The 20,267-nt window shown below is 41.1% G+C and carries 19 protein-coding genes; all 19 read left to right on the forward strand.

Annotation, left to right across the window (positions count from 1 at the left end):
* The first annotated feature begins 55 nt into the window (after positions 1–55).
* The 19 genes from mnmE to MSC25_RS19170 all read left to right on the forward strand — a co-directional run bounded on the left by mnmE (position 56) and on the right by MSC25_RS19170 (position 19,743).
* The gene (gene mnmE / locus MSC25_RS19080; protein ID WP_248444335.1) at positions 56–1,420 is read left to right on the forward strand and encodes a tRNA uridine-5-carboxymethylaminomethyl(34) synthesis GTPase MnmE; all 1,365 of its coding nucleotides are present in this window, start codon (positions 56–58) and stop codon (positions 1,418–1,420) included.
* A gap of 901 nt (positions 1,421–2,321) precedes the next feature.
* Positions 2,322–2,771, forward strand: a complete 450-nt coding sequence (gene mioC, locus MSC25_RS19085) for an FMN-binding protein MioC (RefSeq protein ID WP_248444336.1) — start codon at positions 2,322–2,324, stop codon at positions 2,769–2,771.
* A gap of 426 nt (positions 2,772–3,197) precedes the next feature.
* Positions 3,198–5,087, forward strand: coding sequence for a tRNA uridine-5-carboxymethylaminomethyl(34) synthesis enzyme MnmG (mnmG, locus tag MSC25_RS19090; RefSeq protein WP_054983815.1), 1,890 nt, complete (start codon positions 3,198–3,200; stop codon positions 5,085–5,087).
* Positions 5,088–5,102: 15 nt separating this feature from the next.
* On the forward strand, positions 5,103–5,723 hold the full coding sequence (rsmG, locus tag MSC25_RS19095) for a 16S rRNA (guanine(527)-N(7))-methyltransferase RsmG (RefSeq protein WP_004588066.1): 621 nt from the start codon (positions 5,103–5,105) through the stop codon (positions 5,721–5,723).
* Positions 5,724–5,737: 14 nt separating this feature from the next.
* Complete coding sequence (locus tag MSC25_RS19100) at positions 5,738–6,523, forward strand: ParA family protein (protein WP_004588067.1); 786 nt, start codon at positions 5,738–5,740, stop codon at positions 6,521–6,523.
* A gap of 20 nt (positions 6,524–6,543) precedes the next feature.
* Positions 6,544–7,470: a ParB/RepB/Spo0J family partition protein gene (locus tag MSC25_RS19105; RefSeq protein WP_004588068.1), complete on the forward strand. Its 927-nt coding sequence runs from the start codon at positions 6,544–6,546 to the stop codon at positions 7,468–7,470.
* Between the two features lie 142 nt (positions 7,471–7,612).
* Positions 7,613–7,993, forward strand: coding sequence for an ATP synthase subunit I (locus MSC25_RS19110; protein ID WP_024032126.1), 381 nt, complete (start codon positions 7,613–7,615; stop codon positions 7,991–7,993).
* 15 nt (positions 7,994–8,008) lie between these two features.
* Complete coding sequence (gene atpB, locus MSC25_RS19115; RefSeq protein WP_004588070.1) at positions 8,009–8,866, forward strand: F0F1 ATP synthase subunit A; 858 nt, start codon at positions 8,009–8,011, stop codon at positions 8,864–8,866.
* Positions 8,867–8,917: 51 nt separating this feature from the next.
* Positions 8,918–9,151, forward strand: a complete 234-nt coding sequence (gene atpE, locus MSC25_RS19120; protein ID WP_004588071.1) for a F0F1 ATP synthase subunit C — start codon at positions 8,918–8,920, stop codon at positions 9,149–9,151.
* A 42-nt stretch (positions 9,152–9,193) separates the two neighbouring features.
* A complete protein-coding gene (atpF, locus tag MSC25_RS19125; RefSeq protein ID WP_004588072.1) occupies positions 9,194–9,664 on the forward strand; it encodes a F0F1 ATP synthase subunit B in 471 nt (156 codons plus the stop codon).
* 16 nt (positions 9,665–9,680) lie between these two features.
* The gene (gene atpH, locus MSC25_RS19130) at positions 9,681–10,214 is read left to right on the forward strand and encodes a F0F1 ATP synthase subunit delta (protein WP_248444337.1); all 534 of its coding nucleotides are present in this window, start codon (positions 9,681–9,683) and stop codon (positions 10,212–10,214) included.
* Between the two features lie 14 nt (positions 10,215–10,228).
* Complete coding sequence (gene atpA / locus MSC25_RS19135) at positions 10,229–11,770, forward strand: F0F1 ATP synthase subunit alpha (protein WP_004588074.1); 1,542 nt, start codon at positions 10,229–10,231, stop codon at positions 11,768–11,770.
* 60 nt (positions 11,771–11,830) lie between these two features.
* A complete protein-coding gene (atpG, locus tag MSC25_RS19140) occupies positions 11,831–12,691 on the forward strand; it encodes a F0F1 ATP synthase subunit gamma (protein WP_004588075.1) in 861 nt (286 codons plus the stop codon).
* Positions 12,692–12,724: 33 nt separating this feature from the next.
* Entirely contained in the window at positions 12,725–14,110 is a 1,386-nt protein-coding gene (gene atpD / locus MSC25_RS19145) for a F0F1 ATP synthase subunit beta (RefSeq protein WP_004588076.1), read from the forward strand.
* Positions 14,111–14,123: 13 nt separating this feature from the next.
* Entirely contained in the window at positions 14,124–14,546 is a 423-nt protein-coding gene (locus MSC25_RS19150; RefSeq protein ID WP_004588077.1) for a F0F1 ATP synthase subunit epsilon, read from the forward strand.
* Between the two features lie 248 nt (positions 14,547–14,794).
* Positions 14,795–16,150, forward strand: coding sequence for a bifunctional UDP-N-acetylglucosamine diphosphorylase/glucosamine-1-phosphate N-acetyltransferase GlmU (gene glmU / locus MSC25_RS19155; RefSeq protein WP_248444339.1), 1,356 nt, complete (start codon positions 14,795–14,797; stop codon positions 16,148–16,150).
* A gap of 120 nt (positions 16,151–16,270) precedes the next feature.
* Positions 16,271–17,188, forward strand: coding sequence for a hypothetical protein (locus MSC25_RS19160; RefSeq protein ID WP_248444341.1), 918 nt, complete (start codon positions 16,271–16,273; stop codon positions 17,186–17,188).
* The gene (locus MSC25_RS19165) at positions 17,185–17,790 is read left to right on the forward strand and encodes a DUF1240 domain-containing protein (RefSeq protein WP_248444343.1); all 606 of its coding nucleotides are present in this window, start codon (positions 17,185–17,187) and stop codon (positions 17,788–17,790) included. The genes MSC25_RS19160 and MSC25_RS19165 overlap by 4 nt, the downstream gene beginning before the upstream one ends.
* Positions 17,791–17,949: 159 nt before the next feature.
* Positions 17,950–19,743 carry a choice-of-anchor I family protein gene (locus MSC25_RS19170; RefSeq protein WP_248444344.1) on the forward strand — a complete coding sequence of 598 codons (1,794 nt, stop codon included), beginning with the start codon at positions 17,950–17,952 and terminating at the stop codon, positions 19,741–19,743.
* The last annotated feature ends 524 nt before the right edge of the window (positions 19,744–20,267 follow it).

A 20,267-nucleotide genomic window follows, 5' to 3' on the forward strand; every position in this document is an offset into this window, starting at 1 on the left:
AATGCATAGGTTACAATAGCGCCATTAAAGTTACTCTCGTTGGCAAATAAATAGCATGATCAAACAAGACACAATTGCAGCACAAGCGACCGCTCCTGGGCGTGGTGGCGTAGGTATAATTCGGGTTTCTGGCAGCCTTGCTAAAAGCGTGGCCGAAAAAATAATAGGTAAAGTACCTAAGCTTCGCTATGCCGACTACGTTCCTTTTAAAAGTTTAAGCGGCGAGCAACTCGACCAAGGTATTGCTATTTATTTTGCAGGGCCAAATTCATTTACCGGCGAAGACGTACTTGAACTGCAAGGTCACGGCGGCCCTGTTGTACTCGACATGCTATTAAAAGAAATTAGCCAAATAGAAGGCGTTCGCTTAGCTAAGCCTGGTGAGTTTTCTGAGCGCGCTTTTATGAACGACAAGCTTGATTTAACCCAAGCAGAGGCTATTAGCGATTTAATTAATGCAACCTCAGAGCAAGCAGCTAAAAGCGCCCTACAGTCGCTACAAGGTGAGTTTTCTAAACACATTGAAACCCTAGTAGAAAAAGTTATTCATTTACGTATGTATGTAGAGGCAGCCATTGACTTCCCTGATGAGGAAATTGACTTTTTATCCGATGGCAAAGTGTCGGGCGATTTAGATGCCATTATCAGTCAATTACACACAGTAACGAGCCAAGCTAAGCAAGGCAGTATTATGCGCGAAGGTATGCGCGTTGTTATCGCAGGGCGCCCTAATGCGGGTAAATCAAGCCTACTTAATGCCTTAGCAGGACGCGAAGCCGCTATAGTAACCGAAATAGCCGGTACTACTCGCGACGTACTACGTGAGCACATTCATATTGATGGCATGCCACTGCATATTATCGATACCGCAGGCCTACGTGAAAGCCCTGACCGCGTTGAACAAATAGGTATAGAGCGCGCGTGGGATGAAATAAATCAAGCTGATCGCGTGTTGTTTATGCTTGATGGCACCGACACCACCGACACCGACCCACACGCAATTTGGCCTGAGTTTATGGCAAAATTACCGCAAGGTATGGGTGTTACCGTTATCAGAAATAAAGCCGATTTATCGGGCGATGCAGTAGGTATGGATGAAAACCAACAATACCCAGTAATTAGTTTAAGCGCTAAAAATGCGCAAGGTATTGAGCTTGTACGCGATCACTTAAAAGCTTGTATTGGCTTTCAAGGCGCAACAGAAGGTGGATTTATGGCGCGTCGCCGTCATTTAGATGCACTTGAACATGCGGCCTATCACTTAGATACTGGTAAAACGCAGTTAGAAATGCACGTCGCCGGCGAAATATTAGCCGAAGAGCTACGCTTAACGCAGCAGTACTTAAACGAAATAACCGGTGAATTTACCTCAGACGACCTACTAGGCAAAATATTTAGCTCGTTCTGTATTGGTAAATAACTCGCTAAAGCAGCATAAAATAACACTTACTTTAGGGCACATTAGTGCCCTTTTTTATGCCCGGTATAAAAATTAAAAAGCTAAAATGGGTTAAAAATTTAATAAAAACGCGCCTGATTTTAGCGTATTCAACTCACCTCTTTAATCTCTTACAGTATAAAAATACACCACGTTAAGCGCGTAATTGGCGCTCGATATAGCTTAAAAAAGTACCAATATGCCGCTAAAAAGTATCCTTAAGTAGATCGTTTTAACTACGGTTTGTGAATTTATAAGCAAAAGTAACCGGTACTATTAAGGCCAACGCCCTCGTTTTTAATTGATCCACCAGCGTAACTCCTCGCTGAACTTGAAAAACAATAAGACTAATTAAAAAAGGTTATCCACAATCACCTACTTTATGGCTAATAAAACAAAAATAGCGGCATATTTATAAGCTTAAACCATCACGATCTATAAAAAAGCGTGGTTTATTACACTTATTTTCACTTTTTTAGGGCAGATCTGCTTAATCGGATCGTTTTTAAAAGTTATTTTTGATCGCCTTTTTAAGTTATCAACAAGATTACTATCCACATTATGATCAACAACAGCTTAGCTATATAAAAACGTGGGCTGGTGGCCTCACTTATAATAAAAAATCAATGACTTAGCTTTATTTAGATCAACAAAACATACTAGTTAAGCAGAGCTTTCCCCAACCTTATCAACAACTTGATCAGAAGATTACATTTAAATAGTTTTTGTTAATTCATTTATATTCAATAACTTATATAAGCGATTGCAACAAAGAGTAAAAACAACTCAAAAATAGTTATACAAAATTACAAAGGTTTTCTTTACTGCAAGGCTAACTCAGTTATCATAGCGGGCAAATAAGTAAAGTGTGATCAGTTTAAATATGAGTTCTGTAAATATAATCGTTGGTAGTCAAATGGGATCTGCAGAATATGTAGCAGAGCAACTATGTGATGAGTTAAATAACCAAGGTATAAGTGCTGAACTACATGATCAACCTAATTTATCTGATATTGATCAACACAATACAATCTGGCTTATATGCACATCGACCTATGGCGCGGGCGATTACCCCGACAACCTTTTACCATTTATTGAGCAGCTAAATCAGCAAAGTGACTTATCTGCAATTAAATATTCAGTCATTGGCTTAGGCGATACCAGCTACGACACCTATAACCTTGCTGGGCGTAATATAAATAGTTTAATGGCCAGCAAAGGCGCAATATGCATAGCGCCAAGGCTTGAATTAAATATTCTTGATGAGGCATTACCCGAAGATACCGCCCTAGAGTGGTTAGACTCGTGGATAGAGAAAACACAATTAAAGTAATGTGATCGATTAAAATGCATAAACAAAGTTACCCACAATTTACTAATAATTTAATAGCTTTTGTGGATAACCGCTGATCAAACTGCGTTTTTAAGCATGCTTATCCATGGGATAAGATCCAATCGATATTGGGCTGTGTATAAACCCCCTTTTTGATCAGAGCTTATTTGCCTGATGATCCGATCATATTAACACCTTTAGATCTGATCTAATTTTATGTTTTAAATGAATAAATAGAGCTTATCAACAGAAAACCCGATCACTAGTAGTAATAGTATTAAAAGATCTCTTTAAAAGATCCTTTATATTATAAGTGATCAGTGACTTAGATCTTGCCCACTGTTTAATCATTTATCTTCTGCTAATTTCTAGGTAGAATACGCTCCCTTTTGAAGTTTACTGGTTTGATTAAGTAGGATCCCATTAATGATTTTTCACGAAAAGTTTGACGTTATCGTAGTAGGTGGTGGACATGCAGGCACTGAAGCCTCATTGGCTGCTGCACGTATGGGGATGAATACCCTGCTGCTAACTCATAATATGGATACACTTGGTCAAATGTCTTGCAACCCTGCAATTGGTGGCATAGGCAAAGGCCATTTGGTTAAAGAAATTGATGCGCTAGGCGGTGCTATGGCACAAGCTATTGATAAAGGCGGTATTCAATTTCGTACCTTAAATTCTTCAAAGGGACCTGCTGTTCGTGCAACTCGAGCACAAGCAGATCGCGCTTTGTACAAAGCTGCAATTCAAAACACATTACAAAACCAAGAAAACCTAAAAATATTTCAACAATCGTGTGATGATCTTATCGTTGAAAACGACAAAGTTGTTGGCGTAGTAACCCAAATGGGATTACGTTTTAGCGCACCTAGTGTTGTATTAACCGTAGGAACTTTCTTAGGTGGCCAAATACATATTGGTTTAGAGAATTTTAAAGGTGGTCGTGCAGGCGATCCCCCTTCAATTGCACTTGCTGATCGTTTACGTGAGTTACCTTTTAGAGTAGACCGTTTAAAAACAGGTACTCCACCACGTATTGATGCCCGTACAGTTGATTTTAGCAAGATGCAAGAACAACCAGGTGATGCGCCTACACCGGTATTTTCGTTTATTGGTAAACAAAGCGATCACCCACAGCAAATACCGTGTTATATCACCTACACAAACGAAAAAACCCATGAGGTTATTCGTAATAATTTACATCGCTCGCCTATGTACTCTGGCGTAATTGAAGGTATAGGACCACGTTACTGCCCTTCAATAGAAGATAAAATTGTGCGCTTTGCTGATAAAGACAAGCACCAAATATTTGTAGAGCCTGAAGGTTTAACATCGTACGAGCTTTACCCTAACGGTATTTCAACCAGCTTACCTTTTGATGTGCAGTTACAAATTGTGCAATCGATAGATGGTTTTGAAAACGCACATATTTGTCGTCCTGGTTATGCTATTGAATATGATTTCTTTGACCCACGTGATTTAAAACAATCATTAGAAACCAAATTTATAGACGGATTATTTTTTGCAGGCCAAATAAATGGTACTACTGGTTACGAAGAAGCCGGTGCACAAGGTTTAATTGCCGGCATGAACGCCGCTTTACAAGTACAAGGCAAAGATGCATGGACTCCACGTCGTGATGAAGCGTATGTGGGCGTACTAATAGACGACTTAGCGACGCTTGGTACAAAAGAACCGTACCGTATGTTTACTAGCCGTGCGGAATACCGTTTATTATTGCGTGAAGATAACGCTGATATTCGCTTAACAGAAAAAGGCCGTGAACTTGGTTTAGTTAACGATGAGCGCTGGCAGGCATTTAACGAAAAAATGGAAGTGATCGAAAAAGAGAAACAGCGTATTAAAGAAACCTGGATCCATAAAGATCATGCTGTGGTTGATCAAGTAAACGCTTTATTAAAAACACCGCTTACTCGTGAAGCAAGTTTAGAGGATCTACTTCGTCGTCCAGAAATTCGTTACGACGACTTAATGGCTATTGATGGGCTTGGATCTGAGTTTACAAACCAAGCTGCACTTGAACAAGTTGAGATCCATACTAAATACGCAGGCTACATTGCGCGCCAGCAAGATGAGATCAATAAACAGCTTCGTCATGAAGAAACCATTTTGCCTAAAGAGTTCGATTACTCAACGGTATCGGGTTTATCAAACGAGGTAGTTGCTAAGCTAACGGATGCGCGTCCAGACACTATTGGCCAAGCTTCTCGTATTTCTGGTATCACCCCAGCGGCGATTTCGCTATTATTAGTGTATCTGAAGAAGCAAGGCTTATTACGCAAAACTGCGTAATGGTAAAGGTAAACTGTGTTACAGCAACAATTAACAACATTGTTAGCGCAAACTGATATTGCGCTAACTGAAAAACAACAACAGCAATTAGTTAAATACGTTGAGTTACTAAACAAATGGAACAAAGCGTATAATTTAACGTCTGTACGCTTACCAGAAGAAATGATGATTAAGCACATTATGGATAGCTTAGTTGTTGCACCTCATTTACCCGGTCATCATTATATTGATGTAGGCACAGGTCCTGGCTTACCAGGTATTGTATTAGCTATTGCACTACCTGATACGCAATTTGTATTGCTTGATAGCTTAGGCAAACGTGTTCGCTTTTTAATGCAAGTTAAACACGAGCTCGGGCTAAATAATGTCACCCCTGTGCAGTCAAGAGTTGAAGAATATCAACCAAGTGTTAAATTAGATGGCGTACTAAGTCGTGCGTTTGCTTCACTGCAAGATATGGTTGATTGGTGTTCACACTTAATTGATCACTCAGGCAAATTTATAGCGCTTAAAGGTGTGTTTCCTAGTGAAGAGCTAGAGTCGCTTCCTGAGGGGGTAAAATTTGAAGATAAAATCTCGCTAGTAGTGCCTGAGCTTGATGCACAACGACATTTAATTATTCTTTCTAAAGACTAGGGATCAGAGACATAGTGGCAAAAGTCATCGCATTAGCAAATCAAAAAGGCGGCGTTGGTAAAACAACAACGGCTGTTAATCTCGCTGCATCTATGGCTGCAACGAAGCGTAAAGTGCTGTTAATAGATCTCGACCCCCAAGGCAACGCTACGATGGGTAGCGGTGTAGACAAATATGGCGATGTCGCCACCATTTACGATTTACTCATTGAAGAAAAACCAATGGATGAGGTGATAATCACTGAAACCTCGGGTGAGTATCATATGATAGCGGCCAACGGCGATGTAACCGCAGCCGAAGTAAAGTTAATGGAATTGTTTGCACGCGAAGTACGCCTTCGTAATGCGCTTGAAAAAATACAAGATAAATACGAATTTATTTTTATCGACTGCCCGCCTTCACTAAATATGTTAACAGTAAACGCCATGGCTGCTGCTGATTCTATTTTAGTACCTATGCAATGTGAATATTATGCGCTTGAAGGGTTAACCGCATTAATGGACACTATTACGCAACTTGCAAAGTTAGTTAACCCTAACTTACAAATTGAAGGCATTCTTCGTACTATGTACGATCCGCGCAATCGATTAGCAAATGATGTATCAGAACAATTAAAACAACATTTTGGCGATAAAGTATACCGCACCGTGATCCCACGTAATGTGCGTCTCGCCGAGGCACCTAGTTTTGGTGCACCAGCAATGTACTACGACCGCGCATCAAGTGGCGCAAAAGCCTACTTAGCACTTGCGGGCGAAATGCTACGCAGAAAAGAAAAAACAGCGCCGGTAGTCGCCTAACTTTAAGGTAAAAAAATAACATGTCTGCTAAAAAACGAGGTTTAGGCCGAGGACTCGATGCCCTTTTAAGTTCATCAAAACCAGCGCCGAGCTCAAGCAAGGAACAAGACACAGTAAATGTGACTGAAGCTGTACAAACTGCAGCACAGCCCGTTGCGAATGAATTGCAAAAGCTGCCTATTGAGTTTTTACACTCAGGAAAATACCAGCCTCGTAAAGATATGTCTGAAGAAGCGCTTGAGGAGTTAGCAAGCTCTATCCGCTCTCAAGGCATTATTCAGCCAATTGTGGTGCGCCCAGTTGCAGAAAATAGCTTTGAAATAATAGCCGGTGAGCGCCGTTGGCGTGCTGCACAAATAGCAAAGCTTGAAAGTGTACCTTGTATTGTAAAAGATGTGCCAGATGAAGCCGCCGTTGCTATTGCGCTGATAGAAAATATTCAGCGTGAAGATTTAAACGCAATGGAAGAAGCTATCGCTTTAAACAGATTATTGAATGAATTTGAATTAACGCACCAGCAAGTTGCCGATGCGGTGGGTAAGTCGCGCACTACCGTGACCAATTTACTACGATTAAACAATTTAAATAGTGATGTTAAAATTCTGTTAGAGCATGGCGACATAGAAATGGGCCACGCACGCTGTTTATTAGCTCTTGAAGGTGAAGCACAATCTGACGCTGCAAGATTAGCCGTAGCTAAAGCGCTAACTGTGCGCGAAACCGAAAAGTTAGTACGCTCAATTTTAGAGCCGGTTGCTGCTAAAGAAGCACCTGAAAAAGACCCAGATGTTAAGCGCTTAGAGCAAAAATTAGCCGACAACTTAGGGGCTAAAGTAGAAATAAATTATAACGCGAAAGGCAAAGGTAAGTTGGTTATTTCTTACACCAATTTAGATGAGCTTGATGGCATTTTAAATCGTATAAATCACAGCAATACCGACCATTAAAATTTTACATGTCCGATAAGAGACATTTGTAGCTATTTTGTGTTACAAAGCGTCTACTCAAGTTGCAAAACTGGTAGGATTAAGTATAATTTCGCCAGTTTTCACACCCTAACAATTAGAACGCCATAAAGGTTAACTAAACGTGACTAATAAGTTAGCAAGACCTTATAGGCTTGCCGCATTTAAATTAATTTGTCTTCAGGGTATCGTAGCACTTGTAGCTGCAGTAATTATTTTTGTTGGTTGGGGAGTAAACGCCAGCGTATCAGCACTTGCCGGTAGCAGCGTAGCAATACTTCCCCACCTAGTATTTGCGCTTTATGCATTCAGATATATGGGTGCAAGCAAAGCAAATCAAGCGTATACCTCGTTAAAACGCGGTAACGGATTAAAATTTATGCTAACAATCGTATTGTTTGCACTGATACTCAAGTCAACCACGGTCGTTTTAGTGCCGTTTTTTTGTGTTTACGTATTTGTGCTCTTTACCGGATTGTTTGCACCCGTTTTTTTTAAACATTAACTTTTGGGATATAACATGGCTGCAGAAGAAGTTACTATATCAAGCCATATCCAGCATCACTTAACAAACGCTAAGATGTGTATGACCGACTCAGGTCTTGCCTTCAACAAAGCGTGTGCAGACAGTGGTTTCTGGACATGGAATATAGATACCCTCGCATGGTCAATCGGACTTGGTCTATTATTTTTATGGACCTTCCGAAGCGCCGCAAAGAAAGCACACACCGGAGTACCGGGTAAATTTCAATGTTTTATTGAAATGATTGTTGAGTTCGTTGGTGACAACGTACGTGACACTTACCACGGTAAAAGCAAATTAATTGCTCCATTAGCCTTAACAATTTTTGTTTGGGTGTTCTTAATGAACTTAATGGATTTAATCCCAGTTGATTTCTTACCTGCACTTGCTGGTTTTGTTGGTGAACAAGCCTTTGGCATGGACTCACACGACGTTTACATGAAAATTGTACCTACCACAGACATAAACTTAACTGCTGCATTAGCATTGGGTGTGTTTATTCTGATGATTGGTTACTCTATTAAAATTAAAGGGGTTGGTGGCTTCATTAAAGAGCTTACACTTCACCCGTTTAGCTCTAATAGCAAAGTGGCTATGATTTTCTTAATTCCTTGTAATTTATTACTAGAAACAATCGCTCTAGTGTCTAAGCCTTTCTCGTTAGCACTGCGTTTATTCGGTAACTTATACGCTGGTGAATTGATATTCATACTTATCGGCGCAGTTGGTTTAATGCAACTTCCGTTGCACTTTGTTTGGGCTGTATTCCATATCTTAGTAATCGTGTTACAAGCATTCGTATTTATGATGCTAACCATTGTTTACCTAAGCATGGCAAGTTCAGACAATCACTAATTTATACACTTTTTATATTTAACTTTAACAATTGAAACTTTGGAGAAAAAAATGGAACTAGTATTAGGTCTTAAGTACATCGCAGTTGCTTTACTTATCGGCTTCGGTGCAATCGGTACTGCTATCGGCTTCGGTAACATGGGTGGTAAATTCCTAGAAGCATGTGCGCGTCAGCCTGAACTTGCACCTTCATTACAAGTTAAGATGTTCATCCTAGCTGGTCTAATCGATGCGGTAGCAATGATCGGTGTTGGTATCGCAATGGTAATCCTGTTCGTACTTTAATTTTATTTTTTGAACAGCTTACTATTTTAAGGAGGAGCGGTCGTGAACATAACAGCCACTCTTATCGGTGAATTAATTGCGTTTACGGTGTTTGTACTATTTTGTATGAAATATGTATGGCCACCACTTAATGATGCAATTGAGTCTCGCCAGAAGAAAATTGAAGATGGTTTAGCTGCCTCTGATAGAGCCGAAAAAGACTTAGAACTTGCGCAACAAAAAGCTGCAGAACAGCTTAAAGATGCAAAAGCTCAAGCGGCTGATATCATTGAACAAGCTAAAAAGCGTGCCGTGCTTATTGTTGACGAAGAAACTGTTCGTGGACAAGAAGAGCGTGAAAAAATTATTGCTCAAGGGCACTCTGAAATTGAATCAGAGCGTAACCGTGTAACAGAAGAGCTACGTAAGCAAGTAGCAACTCTGGCAGTGGTTGGCGCTGAAAGAATTTTAGAGCGTGAAATCAATCAAGCCGCACATAGTGACATCGTTGAAAAACTTGTCGCTGAGCTGTAATTAGGAGGGTATGAGCATGTCTGAATTGACTACTATCGCTCGCCCATACGCTAAAGCGGCTTTTGAACTTGCCGTTGAAAAAGGCACAATTGAAAGCTGGAATGACATGTTGTTTTTTGCAGGCGAAGTTGCCAGCAATGAACAAGCATCAGCCATTCTATCTGGATTGCCTACTGCTACTGCACAAGCTGAGTTATTTATTAACTTATGTGCTGAGCAGCTCAACGAACAAGGTCAGAACCTAGTTAAGGTGATGGCTGAAAATGGACGTTTGATTGCACTGCCTGAGGTTGCTCAGTTATTCGCTGCGTTTAAAGCAGAGTATGACAAAGAAATCGACGTAGATGTGATTTCGGCAACCCCTCTTGCTGCAGCGCAGCAAGAGTCATTGGTAGCGACACTTGAAAAACGTTTCGCACGCAAAGTTAAGCTGAATTGTAGTGAAGACGCTGCAGTTGTTGGCGGCCTTATTATTAAGGCGGGTGACACTGTAATCGACGGCTCAGTACGCGGTAAATTAAACCGCTTAGCCACAACACTACAATCGTAATTGGGAAAAAGAGCATGCAACTTAATTCCACTGAAATTTCAGATCTGATCAAACAACGTATTGAGCAGTTCGAAGTTGTAAGTGAAGCTCGTAACGAAGGTACTATCGTATCTGTTACTGACGGTATCATCCGCATCCACGGTCTAGCTGACTGTATGCAAGGTGAGATGATTGAGCTTCCAGGCAACCGTTATGCTATCGCACTAAACCTTGAGCGTGACTCAATTGGTGCAGTAGTTATGGGTCCTTACGCTGACCTTACTGAAGGCGTAAAAGTATACACAACTGGTCGTATCTTAGAAGTTCCTGTTGGTGCTGGCTTACTTGGTCGTGTTGTAAACACACTAGGTGCTCCTATCGACGGTAAAGGCGCTTTAGATAACGACGGTTTTGAACCTGTAGAAAAAATTGCACCAGGTGTAATCGAGCGTCAATCTGTAGATGAGCCAGTTCAAACTGGTTACAAATCTATTGATGCGATGATTCCAGTTGGTCGTGGTCAGCGTGAGCTTGTTATCGGTGACCGCCAAACAGGTAAAACTGCACTAGCAATCGATGCAATCATCAACCAAAAGAACACAGGCGTTAAGTGTGTGTACGTAGCGGTTGGCCAAAAAGCATCTACTATTGCTAACGTAGTACGTAAATTAGAAGAGCACGGTGCACTTGCAAATACTATCGTAGTTGTAGCATCTGCTTCTGAGTCTGCGGCACTTCAGTACTTAGCACCGTTCTCGGGCTGTACTATGGGTGAATACTTCCGTGACCGTGGTGAAAACGCATTAATCGTATATGATGATTTATCTAAGCAAGCTGTTGCTTACCGTCAAATCTCATTACTACTTAAGCGTCCACCAGGTCGTGAAGCATACCCAGGTGACGTATTCTACCTTCACTCGCGTCTTTTAGAGCGTGCATCGCGTGTAAACGCTGATTACGTTGAAAAGTTCACTAACGGTGAAGTGAAAGGACAAACTGGTTCATTGACGGCATTGCCAATCATTGAAACTCAAGGCGGCGACGTTTCTGCGTTCGTACCGACAAACGTTATCTCTATCACCGATGGTCAGATCTTCTTAGAAACTGACTTATTCAACTCAGGTATCCGTCCGGCAGTAAATGCTGGTATCTCGGTATCGCGTGTTGGTGGTGCTGCACAAACTAAAATCGTTAAGAAACTAGGTGGCGGTATCCGTCTAGCCCTAGCTCAGTACCGTGAATTAGCTGCGTTCTCGCAGTTCGCGTCTGACCTTGATGATGCAACTCGTGCTCAACTTGAGCATGGTGAGCGTGTAACAGAGCTAATGAAGCAGAAACAGTACGCACCAATGTCTGTTGCTGAAATGTCTTTGTCGTTATTTGCAGCTGAGAAAGGTTATCTTAAAGATATCGAAATCTCTAAAATTATGGATTTCGAAGCAGCTTTACTTTCTTATGCAAGTAGCACATACGCAGAGCTTGTGGCTCAAATCAATGAAACTGGTAACTACAACGCCGAGATCGAAGCGCAGCTTAAAGAACTTCTTGAGAAGTTCAAGTCTACGCAAACTTGGTAATTTAGTTATTAATGGTGCGCTTTAGTTTACTAAAGCACACCTTGATTCGGAGAGAGAGTCATGGCCAGCGGAAAAGAGATTAAAAGCAAGATCGGGAGTATTAAAAATACTCAAAAGATCACTAGCGCAATGGAAATGGTTGCTGCGTCTAAAATGAAAAAGGCGCAAGAACGAGTGGCTTCAAGCCGTCCATACGCTGACAAATTACGCAAAGTAATTGGTCGTGTTGCTCAAGCAAATCTTGATTTTACTCACCCGTTCTTAGAAGAACGTGAAGTAAAACGAGTTGGTTATATTGTTATCTCTACAGACCGTGGTCTATGTGGCGGCTTAAACTCAAATGAGTTTAAAAAAGTTGCATTAGACATTAAAGCGTGGAAAGAAAAAGGTGTGGACGCTGAGTTTGCAACTTTAGGTAGCAAAGCTGCTAGCTTCTTTCAACGTTTTGGCGGTCAAGTGCTTGCTAAAAAAGCAGGCCTTGGAGATAAGCCTTCAGTACAAGACGTAATTGGTCCTGTAAAAATTATGCTAGATGCATTCTCAGAAGGTAAAATTGACCGTTTATTCCTGGTATATAACAACTTCGTTAATACCATGAAGCAAGAACCAACAATTGACCAGTTACTCCCTTTGCCAAAAGCTGAAGAAGAAGTATCTGCCCACACATGGGACTACTTATACGAGCCAGGCCCAGACGCTATATTAGAGTCTTTGCTTGTACGCTTTGTTGAGTCTCAGGTATACCAAGGTGTGGTTGAGAACGCTGCCTCTGAACAGGCTGCCCGTATGGTTGCAATGAAAGCTGCAACAGATAATGCCGGCGACCTTATGGATGAGTTACAGCTTGTTTATAACAAGGCCCGCCAAGCGGCAATCACACAAGAAATTAGTGAGATTGTTTCTGGTTCAGCCGCAGTTTAATGCTTCAGGCAAAGATTAACGAGAGGAATAGACATGAGTTTAGGTAAGGTCGTCCAAATTATCGGTGCCGTTGTGGATATTGAGTTTTCTCAAGACAACGTGCCAGCCGTATATGACGCGCTAAAAGTAACAGATGGCGATTTAGCTGGTTTGACTTTAGAAGTTCAACAACAGCTAGGTGGCGGTGTTGTTCGTACTATCGCACTAGGTACTACTGACGGTTTACGTCGTGGCGCAGCGGTAGAAAATACAGGTGAAGCGATTCAAGTTCCAGTTGGTAAAGCAACGCTTGGTCGTATCATGAACGTACTTGGTGAGCCAATCGATGAAGCTGGCCCAATCGGCGAAGAAGACCGTATGTCTATTCACCGTGCAGCGCCTTCATACGAAGAGCAATCAAGTTCAGTAGAACTTTTAGAAACTGGTATCAAGGTAATCGACCTTGTATGTCCATTTGCTAAAGGTGGTAAAGTTGGTTTATTCGGTGGTGCCGGTGTAGGTAAAACCGTAAACATGATGGAACTTATCCGTAACATCGCAATCGAGCACAGCGGCTACTCAGTATTCGCAGGTGTTGGTGAGCGTACTCGTGAGGGTAACGATTTCTACCATGAGATGAACGATTCAAACGTACTTGATAAAGTATCGCTTGTATACGGTCAGATGAACGAGCCTCCTGGTAACCGTTTACGCGTAGCGTTAACTGGTCTTACTATGGCTGAGAAGTTCCGTGACGAAGGTCGCGATGTACTTTTCTTCGTAGATAACATCTACCGTTACACGCTTGCTGGTACAGAAGTATCTGCACTTCTTGGTCGTATGCCATCAGCGGTAGGTTACCAGCCTACACTTGCTGAAGAAATGGGTGTACTTCAAGAGCGTATCGCTTCAACGAAGACAGGTTCAATTACATCAATCCAAGCGGTATACGTACCTGCGGATGATTTAACGGATCCATCTCCAGCAACTACCTTTGCTCACTTAGATGCAACAGTAGTACTTTCACGTGATATCGCATCACTTGGTATCTACCCAGCGGTAGACCCACTTGATTCATCTTCACGTCAACTTGACCCATTAGTAATTGGTCAAGAGCACTACGATACAGCACGTGGCGTTCAAACAGTTCTTCAGCGTTACAAAGAACTTAAAGACATCATTGCTATCCTAGGTATGGACGAGCTTTCTGACGAAGATAAGCAACTTGTATCTCGTGCACGTAAAATCCAGCGTTTCCTATCTCAGCCATTCTTCGTGGCAGAGGTATTTACAGGTGCGCCAGGTAAATATGTTTCACTAAAAGACACAATTGCTGGCTTTAAAGGCATTCTAAGCGGTGAATTTGATGACCTTCCAGAGCAAGCGTTCTACATGGTTGGCTCTATCGAAGAAGCTCAAGAAAAAGCTAAAAGCATGTAATTAGGAGGGTAGTATGGCAGCTATGACTGTACATCTTGACGTAGTAAGCGCAGAGCAGAGCTTGTTCTCTGGTCTAGTTGAATCGATTCAAGTATCTGGTAGTGAAGGTGAGCTTGGTGTTAATGCCGGTCACGCCCCACTACTAACTGCCCTTAAACCTGGTATGGTACGTTTAGTTAAGCAACATGGTGAAGAAGAACTGATCTATATTGCTGGCGGTACACTAGAAGTTCAACCGAACATAGTAACCGTACTTGCTGATACAGCTGTTCGTGGTGAAGACCTAGACGAGCAAGCCGCAGAGCAAGCTAAGCGTGACGCAGAAAGCCAAATGGCTAATGCGTCAGCAGCTGAATTTGATTATCAAAAAGCAGCTATGCAACTAGCAGAAGCTATTGCACAACTTCGCGTAATTCAGCAATTACGTAAAAAGTAAGCCTATCCGGTTTTTAAAAGCCCACGTTATGTGGGCTTTTTTGTGCCTGTAATTTGGCTTTGCACTTATATCGGTTAGCAAAGCTAGTTACAATAAGTGTAATTATTATGAATAGTTTGTTTATCATAGATTCAGTCATTATTTTTTATAATACGGCTGAGTATGTATACATGGAGTGACATGCGTAATCTAGTTAAGCTACTTTCATTAACTCCTCACTAAAACAACGGAAAAAGGAAATTGTTTTAATGGCTCTAACAACAGTAATTCTTGCTGCGGGTAAAGGTACTCGTATGCGCTCGACTCTACCAAAAGTACTGCATAAAGTGGCAGGTAAACCTATGGTGCAGCATGTTATAGATAACGCAAAGGCACTTGGTGCAACCACCACTAATTTAGTTTACGGGCATGGCGGCGAACTATTACAACAACTTGCCGATAACGACGTAAACTGGGTACTGCAAGCAGAACAACTTGGTACTGGCCACGCAGTAGCACAAGCAAGCCCTCATATTAATGATGACGACACTGTACTTGTTTTATACGGCGATGTACCCCTTACAAAGCAATCAACACTTGAGCGCTTATTAGCTGCAACCCCTGAAAATGGCTTAGCAGTACTCACAGTAACCTTGGCTAACCCAAATGGCTATGGCCGTATGCTACGAGAAGAGGGCAAGCTTGTAGGTATTATTGAGCAAAAAGATGCAAGCGCTGAGCAGCTACTTATCAGCGAAGTAAACACCGGCATTATGGCGGTTAACGGCAAGCTTTTAAAAACATGGTTAGGCAATCTATCTAACAATAATGCGCAAGGCGAATACTACCTTACAGATATCGTTGCTATGGCGCACAGTGAAGGTGTAGAAATCACCTCAGCACAGCCCGATCATGCAATGGAAGTTGAAGGCGCAAACAACCGCGTACAACTTGCAGGCTTAGAGCGTGCTTATCAAGCATGGCAAGCAGAAGAGCTAATGTTAAATGGCGCCACCCTAGCCGACCCTGCTCGTATTGATGTACGTGGCAATGTTAAAACAGGCGAAGACGTATTAATTGATATAAACGTTATTTTTGAAGGTAATGTAACCCTAGGCAATAACGTACAAATTGGCCCTAACTGCGTACTTAAAAACTGTACCATAGGCGATAACGTTGTAATAAAAGCGAATACCCTAATTGAAGATGCAAGCGTAGCGGCTAAATGTACGCTGGGGCCTTATGCACGCCTGCGCCCTGGTGCGGTAATGGAAGAAGACTCGCACATTGGTAATTTTGTAGAGATGAAAAAAACCCGCTTAGGTAAAGGCTCTAAAGCAAACCACTTAAGTTACTTAGGCGATGCTGAAATTGGTGAAAAAGTGAATATAGGCGCGGGTACTATTACCTGTAACTACGATGGAGTTAATAAAGCAAAAACCATTATTGGTGATAACGCCTTTATTGGTTCAAATTCATCACTTGTTGCTCCTGTAAATATTGGTACAACAGCAACTGTAGGTGCAGGCTCTGTGATCACCAGTACCGTTGAAGATGAGCAGCTTGCAATAGCACGTTCTAAACAGCGTAATTTAACGGGCTGGAAACGCCCAGTTAAAAAATAGCAACGATCATTACTTATTAAATAATTACAGCGAGTTTAACACTCGCTTTTTATTGCTTAAATTTTGACTGTTATTTAAACTTATAGTTAACGGATTAAAAATTACACTCAAGGAAGTCTTATGTCTGCATATGCTCGTCGTGCTGTCGCCGAAAGGCAGCGCCAAAATCAAATCAAAAACATACTATCAGGTAATAATCACACTCTTATCCAAATGAACTCAGCAGAGTTTGTAGACTACATTATTTCTGTAAAGATGAAGCAAGGTAAATCTCGTTCAGAAGTGGTTGATTGGCTTGATGAGTTACTGGAAGAGCACAATTCACTATCAAGTAAATGGAAACGAATTAAAGATTCATTAAAGACTGGAGGTGGACTCTATCCTTTATTTAATGATGTGAAGGCATTAGCCATTATAGCGGCTGCAATGCAGCGCCAAGGTAATGTTTTCGGTAAGTTTAAAATTAAAGTTTATAATGGTTCCCCCGCTATTATAATGACTTCTTACCCTGGTATCAGCGCTCATTTAACGGGTACTCGTTATTTAGCAAGCAACCCCAAACTTTTTACTATCGGTGTCGGTAAATTAGAAGCTGCAAAAGCGATGAGGGGTGGGTTTGTACTCACTCTAGTAATTTCAGTGACATTTCATGCCACAGACTATTTCTTAAACGATCAAAAAACATGGCATGACTTAGTGGCAGGTGTTGCGGTCGACATGGCAGTAGTTGGTGCCGCTATTGCTACAAGCTCAGCTATAATCGCCATGGGTGGGACTTTAATTGCAGGTATCGCTATAGCTCCTTTAATTATCGTTGTATCCGTAGGATTTCTATTTGCTTGGTTTTTTTCAGATACTACAGCATACGTGGATTATGTTATTAAAAGCCTTCGAATCGCTGAAAAAAATATTATAGATAAAAAAATTATAATTAATAATCAAATACAGCAATTAGAGGACTCTTATAAAGAAAGCCCTGTTGATTTTATGAAGAGATTTTTTTCCATACCTATTTTTAATGAGGCTCCTCGCAAGTGAAGTTCTTAATTTGGAAAGAATTAGAGCCCCAATACGAAGAGGCTCACAAGAATGAAATTTTTTCTAAAATTCTATTGTTGTTGATTATTTTAGTAATTATTTACCTGATTGGTATTAATTTTTATTATGAATATAAATTACTTTTTATGAGTAGTGAAGACCCGTTGTATTTTAAAGAAAGCAGTGGCAAAGTTTTGCTAATATCCTTAATTCCATTTTGGTTTTATTTTGCTATGGCAGCAATTCAATTTTTGTTTAAATTTAGTTTTAAGTTATCTATAAAACGAGCCATTCAAAGCGGTATTTACGCTTGTTTATTTTTGGCTATTGGAATTATACCATTTAATACCTATATAGAATCAAGCATAGAAAAGCGTGGCTATAGTTTTTGTAGTTGGTATACAGCACCTTCATTCCGTGCTCCTGATGTATGGTTAAAAAACGATGAGTTATGCTTACAAGATGGCTCTGTCATAATCAGTGATATAGTCGATTGGTTTGAGAAGAAAAATCAGCAAGGTATTGAGCCTTCTGTTAATGAGCTAAAAGAGTTTATAAAAGAAACTCGAAAAAGGCGTAATGAGAATATAAATAGCTTTTAGCTACAAAGATGATTTCATGGGTAATAAGCTACTCCTTAGCTGCAAGCGAGTTTAACACTCGCTTTTTTATTGCCGAAATCTAATGAAAATAAAAGTGCCATAGCTTTGTCATACCTTTGTGTTGTTATTTTGTTCAATACCACACTAAGGAAAATAACAATGTTAAAAAGGTCACTTATAGCACTTTCACTCATATCAATATTAACGGGTTGCTCACTAGATGGAGATGACGGCCAAGACGGCACACAAGGTATCCAAGGGGAGCAAGGCACAGCGGGTCAAAATGGTACTAACGGCACCAATGCAAACTCTGCGTTAAATATAAGTTTAGTAGGCCGCGCTGTACTTAATGCCCAAAGCCCCGAAGGTGCAGCCGAAATAGTCGCATATCAAGCATCTAAAAAGTGGATTTACGCCATTAACAGCTCTGGTGATGAAGCCGTTGTTAATATTATACCCACCGACACCTTTGATACGGCGGCCCTTGTTCAAGATAACGAAGGGATAGTGAGTGCAACTAACCTAACATCAACCATTACCCTTACCTTAAACGACAATACCCCAGGCGATGCAAACAGCATAGCAATAGATGAAAACAACCAAATGCTAGCTGTGGCTATGGCTGCTAAAAATGTGGGCGAAGCGGGTCAAATTGCATTTTACGACATAAGCGGCGATGCACCCGCCTTCATAAAAAATGTACCAGCAGGCTTTTTACCAGACATGGTGACTTTTAACCACGACGGTACAAAAGTAGTTGTAGCCAATGAAGGTGAACCTAATGGCGATTACAGTATCGACCCAGAAGGCTCTGTAAGCATAATTAATATAGTAGAAGGTGTAGTAGCTGATACGGCAACTAATATTGACTTTACTACTTACAATAGTCAGCAAGCTGAACTTGAGTCTGATGGATTTGTGTTTGCTAACCCTACAGGGCGCACTATTAACGGAAATGTAATAAATACGACAGTAGCTATGGATTTAGAGCCTGAGTACGTCAGCATTTCTAAAGATAACAAATATGCCTACGTATCAATTCAAGAAAATAACGGTCTCGCTATTATTAACCTAGAAGATAATAGCGTAGAGCTAAAAGCGCTAGGCTTTAAAGACTGGTCAGATTTACAAATAGATACCTCAGATAAAGACGGCGGTGTTAATTTTAAATCGTACCCAGGGCTTTATGGTATGTATCAGCCAGATACAATTTCAAGCTTTAGCTGGAAAGGCGCAAATTTTATAGTATCGGCAAATGAAGGTGATGCACGCGAGTACTTCTTTGATGTAACAGATGGAGCAGACTGCGCAGCAAAGGGCGGCCTAGATTACGATGAAGATGATGGCTGTCTTGCCTATATAGATGAAAGCCGTGTTGAAGATTTAACGCTTGCAGCTAATTTTGACTACTTAAATAACGACGATGACGATATAGGCCGCTTGAAGGTAAGCACTGTAAAAGGTGATACGAATGACGACGGTCAATACGAATCGCTTTATGCCTATGGTGCACGCTCATTTACTATTTGGGACAGTAATGGGCTGGTGGTATTTGACTCAGGCGATGACATAGGTCGTATTACCGCATCGGTTCATGGTGAAGCCTTTAATAACAATGAAGATGAAAACGAAGGTGACACACGCTCAGATGATAAAGGCGCAGAACCCGAAGCGCTAACAATAGGTACGATAGACGAACGCACTTTTGCCTTTATAGGTCTTGAGCGCATGGGCGGGATTATGGTTTACGATATTACCAACCCTTACGATGTGCAATTTGAAGATTACTTTTATAACCGTGGTGTAATAGAAGGGGCAGATATAACCGGCGACCTTGCACCCGAAGGCATGGTGTTTGTACCTGACGAACAAAGTGCGACAGGCGAGCCACTGCTTATAATCGGTAATGAGATCTCAGGTTCTATAGCTGTATGGCAAATTGCAGCAAATTAAAACCAACAAAGCAGTACAGCGATTACTAAATGTACTGCTTTTTCTAACGCGCAAATATTAGCTGTAAAATAGCGACTTAACATGCGCGTTTTTTAATCTAAAATCAGCCCGTAGGCCTTTATTTGTATGCGTTTCATACTAAATTCATTTATTTGTCAAAAAGCTGAAATAAAACATTGACCCCCGCTCGAATCTCCCTATAATGCGACCCCACTGAGACGGGAAACGCTGAAGCATAGCAAGGCACAACGGCTTAGAGAGTTAAGTGAAACTTCGGTTTTAAATCTTCTAAAAAGAAAGTTTAAAATTAAGTGTTGACTCGAAAAATAAAGGGTGTATTATACGCATCCCTAGCGACAAGGTCGCAACGTTCTTTAACAATATAAAGCAATCATCTGTGTGGGCACTCGTACGGATTGAGTTCTAACAGCCAAGCTTAGTTTACTAAGTGAGGCAAACAAATTTAGAGTCTCAATTGAAACTGAGTGACCAACAGCAATAACTTACTTAGGTTTTACTTAAGA

The sequence above is a fragment of the Pseudoalteromonas sp. 1CM17D genome, assembly GCF_023161805.1.
In the GTDB taxonomy this organism is placed as follows: domain Bacteria; phylum Pseudomonadota; class Gammaproteobacteria; order Enterobacterales; family Alteromonadaceae; genus Pseudoalteromonas; species Pseudoalteromonas atlantica.